Source organism: Desulfobacter curvatus DSM 3379 (genome assembly GCF_000373985.1).
Taxonomy (GTDB): domain Bacteria; phylum Desulfobacterota; class Desulfobacteria; order Desulfobacterales; family Desulfobacteraceae; genus Desulfobacter; species Desulfobacter curvatus.
This window is the reverse complement of the sequence record NZ_KB892900.1, coordinates 97,609-113,595: the sequence shown is the minus strand read 5'-3', so window position 1 is coordinate 113,595 and position 15,987 is coordinate 97,609. Positions and strand designations below refer to the sequence as shown.

At 45.6% G+C, this 15,987-nt stretch carries 15 protein-coding genes; 6 read left to right on the top strand and 9 right to left on the bottom strand.

What is annotated here, in order from left to right; translation table 11 throughout:
• Window position 1 precedes the first annotated feature (1 nt).
• From B147_RS0100535 to B147_RS0100500, 7 genes are all read right to left on the bottom strand, one after another.
• On the bottom strand, window positions 2–1,297 hold the full coding sequence (locus B147_RS0100535; RefSeq protein WP_020585307.1) for a thiolase family protein: 1,296 nt from the start codon (window positions 1,295–1,297) through the stop codon (window positions 2–4).
• A 27-nt stretch (window positions 1,298–1,324) separates the two neighbouring features.
• Window positions 1,325–3,127, bottom strand: coding sequence for an acyl-CoA dehydrogenase (locus tag B147_RS0100530; RefSeq protein WP_020585306.1), 1,803 nt, complete (start codon window positions 3,125–3,127; stop codon window positions 1,325–1,327).
• Between the two features lie 141 nt (window positions 3,128–3,268).
• Window positions 3,269–4,627: an acetyl-CoA hydrolase/transferase family protein gene (locus B147_RS0100525; RefSeq protein ID WP_020585305.1), complete on the bottom strand. Its 1,359-nt coding sequence runs from the start codon at window positions 4,625–4,627 to the stop codon at window positions 3,269–3,271.
• A 285-nt stretch (window positions 4,628–4,912) separates the two neighbouring features.
• Complete coding sequence (locus B147_RS0100520; protein ID WP_020585304.1) at window positions 4,913–7,219, bottom strand: sigma-54-dependent Fis family transcriptional regulator; 2,307 nt, start codon at window positions 7,217–7,219, stop codon at window positions 4,913–4,915.
• A 119-nt stretch (window positions 7,220–7,338) separates the two neighbouring features.
• The gene (locus B147_RS0100515; protein ID WP_020585303.1) at window positions 7,339–8,127 is read right to left on the bottom strand and encodes an RMD1 family protein; all 789 of its coding nucleotides are present in this window, start codon (window positions 8,125–8,127) and stop codon (window positions 7,339–7,341) included.
• Between the two features lie 261 nt (window positions 8,128–8,388).
• Complete coding sequence (locus tag B147_RS0100505; protein ID WP_020585301.1) at window positions 8,389–9,273, bottom strand: transglutaminase domain-containing protein; 885 nt, start codon at window positions 9,271–9,273, stop codon at window positions 8,389–8,391.
• A 61-nt stretch (window positions 9,274–9,334) separates the two neighbouring features.
• Window positions 9,335–10,474 carry a hypothetical protein gene (locus B147_RS0100500; RefSeq protein WP_020585300.1) on the bottom strand — a complete coding sequence of 380 codons (1,140 nt, stop codon included), beginning with the start codon at window positions 10,472–10,474 and terminating at the stop codon, window positions 9,335–9,337.
• A 322-nt stretch (window positions 10,475–10,796) separates the two neighbouring features.
• Between B147_RS0100500 and B147_RS0100495 the strand changes: the two genes are divergently transcribed.
• Window positions 10,797–11,990 (top strand): YkgJ family cysteine cluster protein, encoded by a 1,194-nt coding sequence (locus B147_RS0100495; protein WP_020585299.1) that lies wholly within the window; start codon window positions 10,797–10,799, stop codon window positions 11,988–11,990.
• A gap of 13 nt (window positions 11,991–12,003) precedes the next feature.
• The gene (locus tag B147_RS0100490; protein WP_020585298.1) at window positions 12,004–12,480 is read left to right on the top strand and encodes a hypothetical protein; all 477 of its coding nucleotides are present in this window, start codon (window positions 12,004–12,006) and stop codon (window positions 12,478–12,480) included.
• Between the two features lie 104 nt (window positions 12,481–12,584).
• Here B147_RS0100490 and B147_RS0100485 read toward each other — a convergent pair whose 3' ends face one another.
• A complete protein-coding gene (locus B147_RS0100485) occupies window positions 12,585–12,788 on the bottom strand; it encodes a cold-shock protein (protein ID WP_020585297.1) in 204 nt (67 codons plus the stop codon).
• Window positions 12,789–13,291: 503 nt separating this feature from the next.
• On the opposite strand from B147_RS0100485, the gene B147_RS0100480 reads away from it, so the two are divergent.
• Genes B147_RS0100480 through B147_RS0100465 form a run of 4 tightly spaced genes read left to right on the top strand, consistent with a single transcriptional unit; the run spans window position 13,292 to window position 15,572 of the window.
• Window positions 13,292–14,503, top strand: a complete 1,212-nt coding sequence (locus tag B147_RS0100480; protein ID WP_020585296.1) for a DEAD/DEAH box helicase — start codon at window positions 13,292–13,294, stop codon at window positions 14,501–14,503.
• The gene (locus B147_RS32065; RefSeq protein ID WP_020585295.1) at window positions 14,452–14,598 is read left to right on the top strand and encodes a hypothetical protein; all 147 of its coding nucleotides are present in this window, start codon (window positions 14,452–14,454) and stop codon (window positions 14,596–14,598) included. The genes B147_RS0100480 and B147_RS32065 overlap by 52 nt, the downstream gene beginning before the upstream one ends.
• Before the next feature lie 8 nt (window positions 14,599–14,606).
• A complete protein-coding gene (locus tag B147_RS0100470; protein WP_020585294.1) occupies window positions 14,607–15,263 on the top strand; it encodes a class I SAM-dependent methyltransferase in 657 nt (218 codons plus the stop codon).
• A gap of 27 nt (window positions 15,264–15,290) precedes the next feature.
• Window positions 15,291–15,572: an RNA recognition motif domain-containing protein gene (locus B147_RS0100465; protein ID WP_020585293.1), complete on the top strand. Its 282-nt coding sequence runs from the start codon at window positions 15,291–15,293 to the stop codon at window positions 15,570–15,572.
• Window positions 15,573–15,751: 179 nt separating this feature from the next.
• On the opposite strand, the gene B147_RS0100460 is transcribed toward B147_RS0100465, so the two are convergent.
• Window positions 15,752–15,955: a cold-shock protein gene (locus B147_RS0100460; RefSeq protein ID WP_020585292.1), complete on the bottom strand. Its 204-nt coding sequence runs from the start codon at window positions 15,953–15,955 to the stop codon at window positions 15,752–15,754.
• Window positions 15,956–15,987 lie beyond the last annotated feature (32 nt).

Here is a 15,987-nt window from a genome sequence, read left to right as displayed (position 1 = left end):
GTTATTTAGTCATATTTTCCACGATCATGGCCATCCCCATACCCCCGCCAATACACATGGACACAAGCCCTGTGCCGTAGCCTTTGCGCTTCATCTCGTGGATCAGGGTAACCATCTGCCTGGCCCCGGTGCAGCCGATGGGGTGGCCCAGGGAGATGCCGCTGCCCAGCTGGTTGGCAAATTCAGGATCAATATTCAGCTCTATCATGCACCCCAAGGCCTGGGCTGCAAATGCTTCATTCAGCTCAATGATGTCCATGTCGTTTATGGACATGCCCGTGGATTTCAACACCCGGCGCACGGCAGGAATCGGCCCCAGCCCCATATATGCCGGGTCCACACCGCCCGTGGCAAATCCTTTGATCTTGACATAGGGTGTCAGCCCAAGTTCTTTGGCCTTATCCGCGCTCATCATGACCACCGCAGCACCCCCATCGTTGATGCCCGATGCATTACCCGCCGTAACGGACCCGTCCTTTTTGAACACAGGTTTCATCTTGGCCATCTTCTCCATGGACGTTTCCATGGGCCGCTCATCCGTGTCTACAATCACCTCTGCCTTGCGGGTACGTGTGGTCACCGGCACGATCTCCTCTTTGAACGTGCCGTTTGCAATGGCCTCCCGGGCCCTGGCGTGGCTCATGCAGGAAAGCTTATCCTGGTCATGCCTGGAAATATCGTAAAGTTCGGCAATATTCTCAGCGGTCACACCCATGTGATATCCGTTAAAAATTTCAAAGAGACCGTCATACACCATCAGGTCATAGATCTCCCCTTTTCCGGATACCTCCATGCGGTATCCCCACCGGGCACGCGTCATGGCCATGGGAGCGTTGCTCATGCTCTCCTGGCCGCCGGCAATCACCACATCGGCCTGCCCGCTCATGATGGATGATGCACCAATGGCAATGGACTTCAGTCCTGACCCGCATATTTTATTCACTGTAAAGCCGTAGGTTTCCTTTGGCACACCCGCCCGGATCATGGCCTGCCTTCCGGGGCTTTGGCCTTGTCCTGCCTGCAGAACATTGCCCATGATCACCTCGTCCACAGCAACTGGGGTGGCATTGGCATTCCAGTTTCCGTAAGCTTCTTCCAGCTCTGTCTTACCCCTATCTCTCAATTTATCCGGTGCAAAGGCCAGCATTTCGTCACTGACTTCGGGCCGAAGCCCTGCCCTTTCCATGGCAGCCCGGATAACCACAGCACCCAGATCCACTGATGAGACGGTTTTCAGCACCCCGCCAAAACTGCCGATGGCAGTTCGGGCGCCGCTGACAATTACGACATCTTTCATAAAATTTCTCCTTGGCAAAAAATCCGGCTACTTGCTTCCAAAGGCAGCTTCATCCATCTCAACCACCGCATTGTCGCACGCTTTAAGCGCATCCAATTTTCCTGCAGTCGAAGCAAGGATCTGGTTAATAAAAAACCGGGCGGTTTTGATCTGTCCGTCATAAAACATGTCATCTTTTTTCTTTTTACCCTTGTTGGCTGTGGCCGTTGCCGCCCGCCATAAAAGCATCCAGGCCATGGCAAGGTCTCCTGTGACCTCCATGAAGGGGTATGAAAAGGCATAGGCTGTCAAAAATTCATCAGACCTGGATTTGGCCTGCAGTGTGGCAGCCACCTCTGTATACGTATTGAAAAACCCCTCGAGCCGGGCGGTGAGCTCTTCAAGGCCTTCGGCTGCTTTGGCAAGAACAAAGGTTTTCTTGATTTCATCGAGCAGGGCGTTGAAGGCCGCACCTTTTTTCATGGAAAGTTTCCGGCCTAAAAGATCAATGGACTGGATGCCGTTGGTTCCCTCGTACAGCATGAAGATCCTGGAATCCCTGAGCAGCTGGGCCACGGGGAATTCCTCGATAAAGCCGTAACCGCCGTAGATCTGAATGCCCTGGTTGCATACCTCAAAGGCTTTATCCGTCCCATACCCTTTGACAATAGGCGTCAGGACTTCCAGCAAATATTCATAATGGGTTTTCTGATCCGCATCCGTGGACACGGCAACCAAATCATGACACATGGCGCAGAAGTAATTCAGGCTGCGCAGGCCTTCCACATAGGCCTTCATGGTAATCAGCTGGCGTTTCACATCAGGATGACGAATGATGGACACTGATTTTGACCCGGCCGGGGCTTTGAGTTCCCGGGACTGAATCCGCTCCCGGGCATAATTCAGGGCATACATATACGACGCAGACGCGTTGGCAAACCCCTGGAGTCCCACCATCTGACGGGCTTCGTTCATCATCTCGAACATGGCGGCCACGCCTTTGTTTTCCTGGCCCAAAAGGGTACCGATGCATCCTGATTTGCCCCCCAGGGTCAAAGAACAGGTCGCATTGCCGTGCAGGCCCATTTTGTGCTCAATACCTGTACACACCACATCGTTGAATTCTCCCGGAGTGCCGTCCGCGTTCACCCGGAATTTGGGCGCCAGGAACAGGGAAATACCGGCAATACCTTCGGGTGCGCCTTCGATTCTGGCCAGAACCGGATGGATGATGTTTTCCACCATGTCATGCTCGCCGGCGGAGATGAAAATTTTGTTACCGAACAGAGAATAGGTGCCGTCCCCGTTTGGTTTGGCCGTGGCCTCTACGGCGGCAAGGTCGGAGCCCGCATTCGGTTCGGTCAAAAGCATGGTACCGGACCATTTTCCCGACAGCATATTTTTAAGGTAGATCTGCTTTTGCTCATCCGTACCGAACTTCTCCACAAGTTTGGCCGCGCCATGGGTAAGCATGTTGTAAAGCATAAAGGAATTACAAGCGCCGTAAAAATACTCATTGGCTGCCATGGCAACGGCATGCGGCATCCCCTGCCCGCCCCATTCGGGATCATCGGTCATCCCCAGCCATTCACCTTCATTATACGCTGCATATACACTGTGAAAGGCCTCGGGTACTGTTACTTCACCGGCATTGAACGTGCAGCCTTCGTCACTTATTGTTTGAAGAGGCAGGATCTCTTTAATTGCAAGATTTCTGGCTTCGCTTACGATTAAATCAACGGTCTTTTTTTTGAACTCGGCAAAGCGTTCATCCTTGCTTAATTTGCCTACGTCCAGTTGTTCATGTAATACGAAGTCCACATCCCTTCGATCTGCAATCAATTGTGCCATAAAACTTTATCCTTTATAAAAACTTTTAAGGTTACAAGGGGGGTCATGGGCGTATTAGGTTTTTACACCCATGGGTCCAAAACATATTTTAAAACGCCGGCTTTTTAAAGCCGTATAAAATCATCAACCGCACATGACACGTCAGGCGACGGCATAGCGCCCGTCAGCGTGGTTCTTCATGGTCCAGATATGCATTTTCTCCGCATCCCTGATCAATTGGTCCCTAAAGTCCGGATGGGCTATGCTGATAAGGGCTTCGGCCCGTTCCCAGGTGGACTTGCCTTTCAGGGAGACCATTCCATATTCAGTGACAACATACTGGGTAATGGTTCGCGGCAGGGTAATGACGGAACCTTTATCAAAAACAGGCCGGATTCTGGATTTAATACTGCCGTCCCGGTCTTTGACCGTAGAGCTTAGACAGATAAAAGACTTGCCCCCTTTGGAGTGATAGGCGCCGTAGGCAAAGTCAAACTGGCCGCCTGTGCCGGTAAGATGCCTGAAACCGGATGACTCCGAAGAGACCTGGCCGTAAAGATCCACCTCAATGGCGTTGTTGATGGAGACTGTTTTGTCGTTATCAGATATATGGCTCAGCTTGTTGGTGTAATCCACGGAACAACTTGCACAGGCAGGGTTGTTGTTCAAAAAATCATACAGTCGGGCGCTGCCCAGGGCAAAGGTGTAAACCATCTTTCCCGGATCACGGCGTTTTTTAAGATTGGTAATTTTTCCGGCTTCATACATATCCAGGTAGGCATCGGCAAGCATTTCAGTATGAACGCCTAAGTCCTTAAGATCCGATTGGGCAATCATTTTGCCCACCGCGTTGGGCATACCACCAATGCCAAGCTGGATGCAGGAACCGTCTTCGATTTGGCTTACGATCATGCCTGCAATTGTTTTATCCACATCGGTAATAACCGGATCAGGCAGGGTCAAAAGCGGCTTATTGTCGGTCTCCACCACAAAATCCACATCACGAATGTGGACAGATTCATTGGAACCACCCAAACAGCAAGGCATGTTTTCATTGACTTCCACAATGACCGTATCTGCGTTTTCTATCATTGATTTTTGAAAGGAGTTGGCAACCCCGAAGTTAAAATATCCGAACCGGTCCATGGGCGCAGCTTTAAGCATGCAGATATTGGATTTGATGTTCTGTTTATAATGGGACGGAGCTTCGTGGTAAATAAAAGGAATGAAATGACAGTTCCCGTTGTCGTGTTCTTTTCGGTCTCCGCTGCTGAAGTGCCAGGAGTTGTAAATCATGCAGCCTGTATCCGGGTCTGCTGCAGCCACGGCGGCAATGCCGGGAAAGGCCAGCGCTCTGACCTTGACATCCCTGAGTTCATGGACTCGCATGGCCAGCGCAGCATCAAGGGTTTCAGGTGCAGTTAAGAAGGCGCCGTAATCGACCCAGTCCCCTGATTTAACAACGGATACGGCATTGGCTGCGGTGGACAACTTTTGCCGGTATTCTGTCATGATGCTCATGTTTAGCAACTCCTCTTTTTGTTTATGGCCTAAAATAAAACTGAACGCTCGCTCAAAAGCTTTAGATATTGGCAGCAATAATTATACCAATTAGCCAAATTGCTTTGATAACAAATTGTTTTAAAATGATATTTTTTTATTTAGAAGTGTTTTTGATGCAGGCAGCCAGGCAGACTTACGTGGCGATATCACCACATAAAACAAGACAACACAATACAAATTAAATTATTTCATAAAAATTTCAAGATATTATAAAAATTGTGGCGATATCGCCACAATTCGAGGTTATTCGATTCCAAGCTTTTTCATTTTGGTAAACAGGGTTTTTCTGTGAATTCCAAGCGCAACAGCCGTCCTGGCCTTTTGCCACCGGTTTTCCTCCAGGGCCTTCAGAATGATCCCCTTTTCAAACGCCTCCACAATCTCATTCAAGGGTCCGCAGGGATCGGGGGATTCCCGGACAAAACGAACCTGTTTGGTGCTGTCTGCCTTGCACTCAGACGAGTTACCGGTAAAATCAATTTTCCCCAGGGTCATGTAACGGTGAAGAACATTCTGAAGTTCCCGGACATTTCCAGGCCAGTCGTGCCGAAGAAAATCCTCCATTATTTTGCCCCCCACGGGGAGCATATTCCCCTCATCTCCAAATGCGGATAAAAAATAGTCCACCAGCAATGGAATATCTTCCTTGCGGTCCCGCAAGGCCGGCAGCCGAATGGGAATAATATGCACCCGGTAAAAGAAATCCTCCCGCATCAATCCTTTTTCCACCAAGCGTTTAAGGTCCTTGTTGGTGGCAGCCACGATCCTCAGGTCAGGTTTAATCACCTGATTGCCGCCCACAGGGGTGTACCCCCCGCCTTCAATGGCCCGAAGGAGCTTGACCTGAAGGTTAGGGCCGATATCCCCGATTTCATCCAGAAACAAAGTTCCGCCGTCAGCCGTGCCGAGGAACCCTTCCTTGTCCTTTTCAGCGCCGGTGAACGCCCCCTTGCGGTAACCGAAAAACTCACTTTCTATAATATGTTCACTGATTGCCCCACAGTTGACGGGCACAAATCTTTTTTTACATCGGTTGCTCAAATTGTGAATCGCCCGGGCCACCAGCTCTTTTCCGGTGCCTGATTCGCCATAGATAATCACATGGGCGTTGCTTGCCGCTGCCCGCACCACCAGTTCATACACCTTCTGCATAGATTGGCTTTTACCCACGATGTTTTCGAACCGGTACCGTTCCTTCATGGCGGAGCGGAGGACGATGTTTTCATTTCTGAGCAGATCCGCATCTTCGCTGATCTGCTCCTCCCGGCGCTTCCTGTCGGTGATGTCCATGTGAATGGTCTGGGCTTTGACAATCCGCCCCCGGTTGTCGTAGACCGGAGACTGGATGGACCAATACCATCGGCCATCCCGGGGGCTTTTCAATTCCCACCTGCGGGTCTCTCCCGAAAGAACCAACCCAAGCCGGCACCCGGGACAGGGGGAGTCCAGGCCATGCACCACCCGGTAACATTTTTCTCCCACCCCGCTTCGACCCGCCTTTTCCTGTAACGCGTCATTCATGAACTCAACCCGGTAATCTTTAGATGTCGTATAGATCAATCCCTCGAAAGTACGAATGATATCACTGAGCCGGGCCTCGCTTTGCCGCAGGCGGTTCTGGGCAAGTTTTCTTTTTGTGATGTCCATAAATGACGCAATGCTTTTGCCGGTCCCGGGAATCATGCCCACCTTCATATCGATATACCGGATGTCCCCGGACTTGGCAAAAATCCGGCACTCGTACTCAGTGGGAATGCCGGCAATACCCTTTCGCCGGCCGTAATGGTAATTTTGCATCATTTCATTATCACCGGGCACCACAAACTGGGACCATCTCATCCGGTTCTCGATTTCGTCACGCTCAAGCCCGACCAGGTCCATGAATTTGGCATTCACATAAAGGATCAGCATATCCGGATCAATGATGATGGTTCCGGTTCCGGTATTTTCAAAAACGCTGTGGTACATCTCCTTTTGGCGGGTCAGTTCTAAAATTCGTTCATCCATCTCCTTGTCCCTGTGCAGCCGGCGCAGGGTTTTGCCAAAATCTGCCGAAAGCTCTTCTAAAACCCCAATCTCCAGGGAGCCGGGTACATATCCGCGGGGAGAATAAAAAACCAGACACCTGCCCCCTTTTTCACAAGGATCATTTATGGGGAAGTAAAAGGCCGTGACCAGGGAACCGCTTTTCAAACCCAGTCGTTTTTGTACGGATTTGGGAAGCTCCGTATCAGTAACCACTTTATGGTTTACGCTGTTTTGGTTTACACTTGTCCTGGACAAAAGAGATAAATCATCTTCACCGGTATGACAGACACCAAAATCGGATTCGGAATGGAAATCGGTTTTGAAACAAGCGGTAAAATAGGGCGTCTGCCGTTCCACCGCACCTACGATGTCACATAGAAGCCCGGAAGCATCAGTCGCATGAAGCATGGCCCGGCGGCACAGCAGGAAAAATTCAGACAGCCACATCATATCCGCCGGTATCCGGTCTGTTTGAGTCACAATATCATATCCGGCCTGATCCGGGCCGGGTTTTGTTTTCATAGCACACCTGCATGAATCAAGCGGTTTAAATTTGGGCAAAAAGCTTCCATGAAAATAAAAAGATAGTGGATATGAGTATGTGAGTCAAACGGTATAATTGGGCACCCAGGCGGCAGGGATCAGTGGATTAGTTTTGTTACAAACAGATCAACCACCTCAATGAGGATCAGGATGATAATAATCCACTCCAGCTGGGCACTATGGCTGTGCTGCGAAAGGTCTTTAAACAACTCCAAATTCTCCTGGACAATGCCCAAATTCTCCTGAATATAACGGTAGCGCAGCGTTATATCAAGTTCACGGGTCAGGGCGGTATGCAGTTGGTCAAGGCTTTGCTCGTCCCACATGAGCTGCGGGGTATCAAAGATATAGAGGTTGCGGGCAATTTGATTTTTTAAATTTAAAGCTTTTCCGATATACTGGATCAGCTGTCTGCCTTTCAGATCGACTTTCCCTTTTGTCTCCAGCTGGGTGGTGTAAACCCTTGTCTCCTCCAGAAGATGTTCAGACTGTGAACTGTAATAGCCTATGGCGATTGACTGGGCGATGGAGAACATGATCGTGTAGATCTCATCTACCTCGTATGAAGTTAGAATGATTTTATTGAAAAGGACCCTGCGCTGTTTCTTACTGTCGATTTCAATGGTGTATGTTTCACTTTCAAAGTCCAATGTAGATTCAATCCCCAAAAGATCGTGGATGGACTGCAGGATAAGGGTTTGTTTCCCCTGATCAACATCGACAAAAACCACACTTCCGTAGTTGGCAATAAAGATATAACCGCCTGCCTCAGTCATATAAAAAAGTTCGGTCGGCTCCTCCCTAACCAGTTCAAAAAGTAAAGATTTATTTATAATTTCAATATTGATATTGCTATTGACATGCAGCCCAAACACTAATTTTTCCACAATCCCCTCCAATTAAAAACAGCCCTAACATACTGAAACTTCATTAAAAAGAGAACTTTTATTTCTATGATTTTTTTTTTAGTTTTTAGGGGGGGGGGGCTGACATGTAAAATAAAATCCGTCAGATTAAAAACAGATGTTTGAGGACTGCTGTCAAGCCGGGAGCCGTTTTTCAGGTGTGAGAACCCCAGACACACGCCCTGCTCATCCTCATGTCATGAGAACTTAATTAGAAACGGCTTTCGCCCCACAATACGTCTGTTATTCAATGCTGTTTTTAAAAAGAACTGCGCGACTACTGATAGATTGTGGGGTTCTATTTTCCTTAAAATTTAATAAGTTTTTGCTTTGATCTGTTGGGCCGGATATTCGTTGGACCTGGACCTTCAGATCTAATAATTCCACGGGATCTCCGAATTGGGTGTAGATTGCAACATCAGCCGCATCTCTACCAAAAGCGATTGCAATACGACCGCCTTTCAGATCGGGTCGTGTCGGATCGAATGCGTACCACCGATTTCCAACATATGCCTCAAACCAAGCATGTAGATCCATTGGTTCAAGCGATTCAAGGTAACCGACTACCATACGGGCTGGTATCGACAGTGCTCGGCAACAGGCAATTCCCAAATGGGCCAGATCCCGACAGACTCCGTGTCCAAGTTGGTTTACTTCAGAGGCACTTATTATCTGTTGCCCAATACCTGGTGTATACCGTATCGAATCACGAATATAATTAACAATGGCATCGCATTGATCGTATCCTGAAAATTGTCCTGCTGTAACCAATGCGGCCATTTCCGTAAAACGATCCGATTCACAATACCGGCTTGGGTACAGAAAAGGCAAAACTTCATCCGGTAACTGTTGCACCTCGATAAACGGTGCGCCAGGTGCGGTGTCGGATGTCTCAGCGGTTTCGATATCAACGGACGTTCTAATTGAAAAATAACCAGATGGTGCAACTAATCTTTGACATAGGTTTCCGAACATATCAGTGAACTCTACCGCAGGTACGATAGGTGACAAGACATATTCTTCACGTGCAATCCACTGCTGCCATCCACTTCGAGGACGAAGCATCAGCAGAAATGGGGTTGAAACCGACATTTGAAATTCAATTAGACAGGATGCGTTTAACCACATAATACTCCTTAATGAATAACTCTGAATGGGTAGTGCTGTTCAGAGAGAACTTTATAATTTTTCATATTGACCAACGATCTTTTCTCCATTTTAGAGTAGACCTCAATCCCTCCTTTGCGACCATTGTGCCTTCGATTTCATCGAAAAGTGCAAAATTTACAGCATTGATTATATCAATATTTCTATGATTATTGTCCGTGAATGGATCTCGTTCTATAATATCCTGATAAATGGCTTTAAATTCATTCAGCCTGCGCTTTTTAAATATTTTCTGAAAAAAACTCTTAGAGCGCTGAGAGAACCCTAATTTATTGAGCCGCTTTATAATATACGTAAGCGTTCTTGCTGTCGGTTTAAACCCAAATGTCTCTTCTAATACCGATTTAAGTGCGGAGGATTCCTTTAATGGATCAACAAAACTGTTACTCTGTACTTTGCTCTCATATTCAGGGGGAATCGATATCGTTTTATTGCGTTTAGACTTTGGTGTCCTTGTTAACCGATGAGCCTCTACTTCTCGACATAATTGTTCTGCCTGCATTGCGGCTGCCTGAAGATAGGCGCTTAGACTATAGAAACCTGAATGTATGTGTTCAGGAAACATCTCCCCAATTCGGCTATAGCTATATCTATATTTATGGTCAATTTCCCCCCACGCCTCCTCAAGAATTGTACGTAGCTGCAGTTCAATCTGAATGTTTTTGAGTGTTTTACTTACGTCGGAATTCTCACCCAATTTTACCTGGTAGTGAATTGAAGAATATCCACTATATTGGAGATTGATATTTTGTGGGGCTGTTTTGCCAAGGCTTATCGGCAAAACAAATGATCTTTTATAATCGGGTTTCTGTATGAATTTTAGTATGTTCTCCTCAACTAAAAATTCAAGATATTCTTCGACTTTTACAATGTCTGAAAGGCGTAGACAAATAATACGGATACCAATTATGTCCCCAATCCTTTCGTGAAAATTATTTTGTGTGATAAGCTCTATGCCAGATCCAGAATTGCTATTCTCTTGGTCGATTTTTTCAATTAGTCTTGATTCGTTTTTGATTCGGTAGAGTATCGTATGAATGCTTTCTTTGGGAGCAGAAGGATCATCACTTATGAATCGCACAAGGTACTCAGCAAGTATTTTATAGTTTTCTTTTTCCTTGAAGAAAGAGATTAAAAAAATATCCCTTTGTTGTTTTTTCAATTGTTAATTCCTTTTTTTCAGGCTCGAGTCGGGGAATTGTAAAGGGTAAAGTATCCACTGTAAGGCTATATGCTATATGCTGGGCTCGGCAAATCAGAGACACTGAGGTAATCCGTAGAATATAAAAAATTCAACAGTGAAATTCATATCATTGAAATCGTATCCATGCAATAAGCGTCGCCTATGGATATGAAAATGGCTTATTGACGCAGGCTGTAATTTTCTATAGTCTGCCGTCAATTTTTATCATTATTATTGAGTAAGCTCAGATAGCCTTTTGGTTAGCTACAGAATCCTCTCTGTCTTACATTGGAGAGGCTATATGACAGCAATCGTAGGCGATTCATGCCAGAATGCATTTAAAGATATTCTGGAAGACCAGTTCCGGGAAAAAATTTACAACAGCTTTATCGACAACGCGGTTCTTCCTGTTTTAAAGGACGTCATGTCATATTCCCATGATATTGTTGACGCCCTTGAAAGTTCTAATCAAAGCCCTGTTGTGGCATGCGGACCAGGCTGCAGCTACTGCTGTCATTCCCAAATACATGTGCTGCCCATTGAAGCCTTGCTTATCCTGTCCTTTCTTAGTGAATGTTTTACCAGAAAGCAAATTCTACTGCTCATGGACAGAATTGAACAGAGACTTCAACTGACTCGGGAAAAATCACTTGGCAGCCTTTTTTCAATAAAGAATGAACTGCCCTGTATTTTTTTAGAAAACGGGATGTGTAGCATTTATCAGGTCCGCCCTTTTATTTGCCGTGCATGGAACAGCATGGATTCATCTCTTTGCAAAAAGATTTTTAACTCTGGAAAATTTGATGATGAAATTGAAGCCTCATCTGCCAGAAATCTTGTATTTGAATCATCCAGGTCGCTTTTTGCTGATTTTGGCAAGCAGCTGAAACTGGAAACAGTTCCCTTTGAAATGACACAGGCGATTTTCAACTGCCTAAAAACAACGAATCCCCTGCCGTTGTGGCTTTCCGGGCAAGATATTTTAAATGTGAATAACCCGTTAGAGCTTGCATCGTCGCAGGTGAAATCACCTGATAATTATCTGTTTTTAGGCGCACATTCGGATAAAGCTGAACAGGCGTTATTTGTTGTAACCCGGGAACAGGAATACATCGATTATTTTTATGGTAAGTACATAAGCCGCCTTGCGGGGCATGAATATGCTGAAAAACATTCACAAAGCCATTCGTTTGTGTTTCAAGATGTTTATGGAAAACCCATTGGCGCCATCGCCTTGAATGAAGTTGCTTCCCAAAACAAAACCGTGCATATCCAATATCTAAAGGCCTTTGTCCTCAAAAGTGGCAACGGAACATTGATGCTTTTGGAGTTGTGCCGTAAAGCTGATTGTTTTAATGTCCGGCTTAGTGTGAACCCCGAGTTTGACCCTGACGACAAATTTTCATATAGGGATTTCAATGTGTTACGTGAGTGGTATGCGCAATTTGGCTTCAAGGGGGATTCCTGTCTGTCCCGAATTCCCAGACAAGGGTAACAGGACGTTCAAAATGATCACAGCAAAAATCGGAAAAAGTAATTTTTTAAATCAGCAGATTCCCAAATTAAACAATCGTTATTTACTCACCTTTTCCAGGGATGACACCTGTATGGAATATTTTCTTTGTGACAGGCAGACAGGGAAACAGATTTCAAAAACACTGATTGTTTCCCATGAAGTTTTTTCAGGCAGTCTCTATGTTTCCAGGTTTTATCCGGAACTGTACCAACAGATAAACTGCAAATACCTGTCCGCTGCCTGCTTTTATCTCATGGTTCATCATGCCGCAGGTGTTTTTCAACTGCTAAATCAATGCCGGGTCAATCTGGAAACCGATAAATCGGTGTTTTCCCAGTTTTATTCCAGGCTTCAGGACTTTCATTTTTACATCAGATATGCCAGACCGGCTGATAAGGTATACCTGACAGGAAGCTACCAGAAAAATGCAATGTGCGATGAGCTGGTTTGTATAACAGCCATGAGCTGACGTGGCCGTTCAACCTGGTTCAACCCAACCCATAGTGAAAGTTGAAAAGCCCCAGGAAGAACATCTCCAGAGGCTTTATTGTATTCTTAAGTAGAATTGGATTTTTAGATCACGGTTACATTAGCAGCAGCAGGGCCTTTTTGACCCTGCTCAATATCAAAGGAGACGCGCTCCCCTTCTTTGAGGGACTTAAAGCCACTTGAGTTGATAGCTGAATGATGTACAAAAACATCTTTCCCACCGTCATCTTGTTCGATAAATCCAAATCCTTTTGAGTCGTTAAACCATTTTACGATTCCAGTTGCCATGTCGGCATTCTCCTAAATAAAAATTAAGTATAAATCGCTTCTAACTTTGGGGAGCAATCACAGATAACTTTGGGATATACACCTTGAGGCAGGAAACTTAAACACTTGAAATAGTGCAATGGCTATGTATCATATAGAAAAAAAGGCGAATGTCAAGAAAACAATCAATCCGCTTGCATTTTCTGTATGTTAGTGTATCATACACTACTTTTGAATGTGAATACACATTCCCTGGCAGAAGCGTTTCTGCCAAGTAGTCCTCGCTGACCGCGTTGTCTGACAAACATCGTAAGTTACCGTTGAAGTTTTAGTAAAACTTGACCGTGAAAACAGTATGAAGATTTTGTTGGAAACGTCTTTTAATTTCTTCTCTAAGTTATTTATTTTTAAGCCGTAACTTATCTTTTTTCACATTTCACAGAATACATAATCGAAGTGGACAATATTTGGGACATGTTTGACAGATCCTGTCTATCAATCCACGTTAAGGAGATTAATTAAGAGTGCGTTTTACCCAATTTAATTTTCACCCCCATATTCACGCAGGTATCCGCAGTGCCGGTTATACCGATGCCACCCCCATCCAGGAAAAAACAATTCCGATGATTATTGAAGGCCAAGACGTTCTTGGTTTGGCCCAGACAGGAACCGGCAAGACAGCAGCCTTTGTGCTGCCCATTCTTCAACACCTGCATAACCTGCGGGTTGAAAAAATATCAGCTCAGCCACAAGCATTGATTATGGTTCCAACCCGGGAACTGGCTGAACAGATCTATGAAAACATTAAAAAACTAGCCGCTTATACCACCATTAAAAGTTTAGCTGTCTACGGAGGTGTCAAAAAAACACCACAGATTAAAACACTTAGGAGTGGTGTGGACATTGTTGTCGCCTGCCCGGGGCGCCTGATGGATTTGCTCAATGAAAAGGCGTTAACGCTTAAAAACGTGAAAACCCTGGTTCTTGATGAGGCGGACCGGATGCTCGACATGGGTTTTATGCCGGATATCCGGCGAATTATCCGATATCTGCCTGAAAACAGACAGTCTCTTGTCTTTTCCGCCACAATGCCCAGGCAGATAGAGCATCTGGTACAGACAATGCTGCATCAGCCGGTTAAAATTCAAATTAATCATAAGCAGCCGTCCCCAAGCATTCGACATAGCTGGATAGCCGTCCAGAAAGAAGAACGGACCACTCTGCTGAAAAAACTATTTTCAGGAACGGAGATGACCAGTACCCTTGTTTTTACCCGGACCAAACACAAGGCAAAGAGCCTTGCATGCCAATTGAAAAAATCAGGATATAGCGCGGCATCGCTTCAGGGGAACCTTTCTCAGAATCAACGGAAAAAGGCTATGGACGGATTTCGCGACGGGTCTTTTAAAATACTTGTGGCAACAGATATCGCGGCCAGAGGAATTGACGTTTCAGGCGTTTCCCATGTAATCAATTATGATCTGCCTGATACGGTTGAAACCTATATTCACCGAACCGGAAGAACGGGCAGAGCTGATCAGTTCGGGCAAGCCTATACATTTGTCGGCCCTTCAGATGATAAAATGATCGCTATGATCGAGAGAAATCTGGGTCAAAAAATGAAAAATCAATCCAAGTTATGCTGGGACACTCCCAACAGGAATAACCTCAGAAAGGCGGGCCTATGGCAATCAAAAAGAAATATAAGTTCGAAAAACGCCAAAAAGAACTGCTGAAAAAAAAGAAAAAAGAAGAAAAACAGCAGCGCCGCATGGAAAAAAAGAACGAAACAGAAGATGAGCCTGAAATCGAAGCCAATCCAGAAGGATAAAATATCTTATGCCTCATGCTGCCCGGGTTCGGTATACAACCTTGGAAATCGGAGATATGGATATTCATATCCGCATGCTCCGGGACGTTCTTCAGTTCGATGACTCTGACGGCGTTGCCGGAACGCTTGGGATCTCTTCTGCCGCCTGGCCTCTTTTCGGGGTAATCTGGCCTTCAGGCGAGGTCCTTGCTCACCTGATGCTGGATTATCAGATCAAAGGCAAACGTGTGTTGGAGGTCGGCTGTGGTATTGCCTTGGCCAGTCTGGTGTTAAACCGTCGTGCTGCAGATATTACGGCAACGGACCACCATCCTGCCGTAAGGGGCTTTCTGGATTACAATGTCGGTCTAAATAACGGCAAAATCATTCCTTTTGTTCGAACCGGATGGGGCGAACCTTTCCACGATAAACTTGGTACATTCGACCTTATAATCGGTTCTGATTTGCTCTACGAAGATGCGCATGTGAACCTTTTGGCCGCCTTTATAAATCAGCATGTCCGGCCATGCTGCGAAGTTGTGATTGTGGACCCAGGTCGCGGATTTCATGCAAAGTTTACCAGTAAAATGAAAAGCCTCGGTTACTCGCAATCTCGAAAAAAGCCTGAAAACATAGATTATTTGGAAAAACATTTCAAAGGCTGGATTTTAACCTATTTCAAATAATTTGGCTTAACAAAAAAGGACGATTGAATGAATATTTATGTCGGCAATTTTACAGAACAGATGACAGAAACAATGCTTCGGGAAATGTTTGAGACATTTGGCGTGGTGGATAGCGTTAAAATTATAAAAAATAGATTCAACGGACGTTCAAGGGGATTCGGGTTTGTGGAAATGCCGAGCAACTCCGAAGCAGATAAAGCCATTAAGGCTTTGAATGGCAACGTGATTCATAAAAAGCCCCTTAAAATTAAACAGGGGGATTCAGGTACCAAAAAGAAGAAAAAAAAATTTAAGAGAAGAAGCTACTGACGCTTTTTTGAATGAAAAATATGCCTTTCAGCAGTTAGAGACAGGCCATGGAAAAGATTTTTAACAGCATTCGTCTCGAATCTTTCATGTTCATCTAAAAAAGCAAGATTATCGAAATAAAAAAAGCCCCAGAGTAAATTATTACTCTGGGGCCAGAATGTCACAGAGATAAAATGGAATTAAATCACAGTCACATTCGCAGCTGCCGGCCCCTTAGGACCCTGTTCAATGTCGAATGAAACCCGTTCACCTTCATTGAGAGATTTGAAACCAGCTGCGTTAATACCGGAATGATGGACAAATACATCTTTACCGCCATCTTCTTGTTCGATGAATCCAAAACCTTTTGACTCGCTAAACCATTTTACGATACCATTTGCCATGTAGGCGTTCTCCTAAGTAAGAATAAAAATAA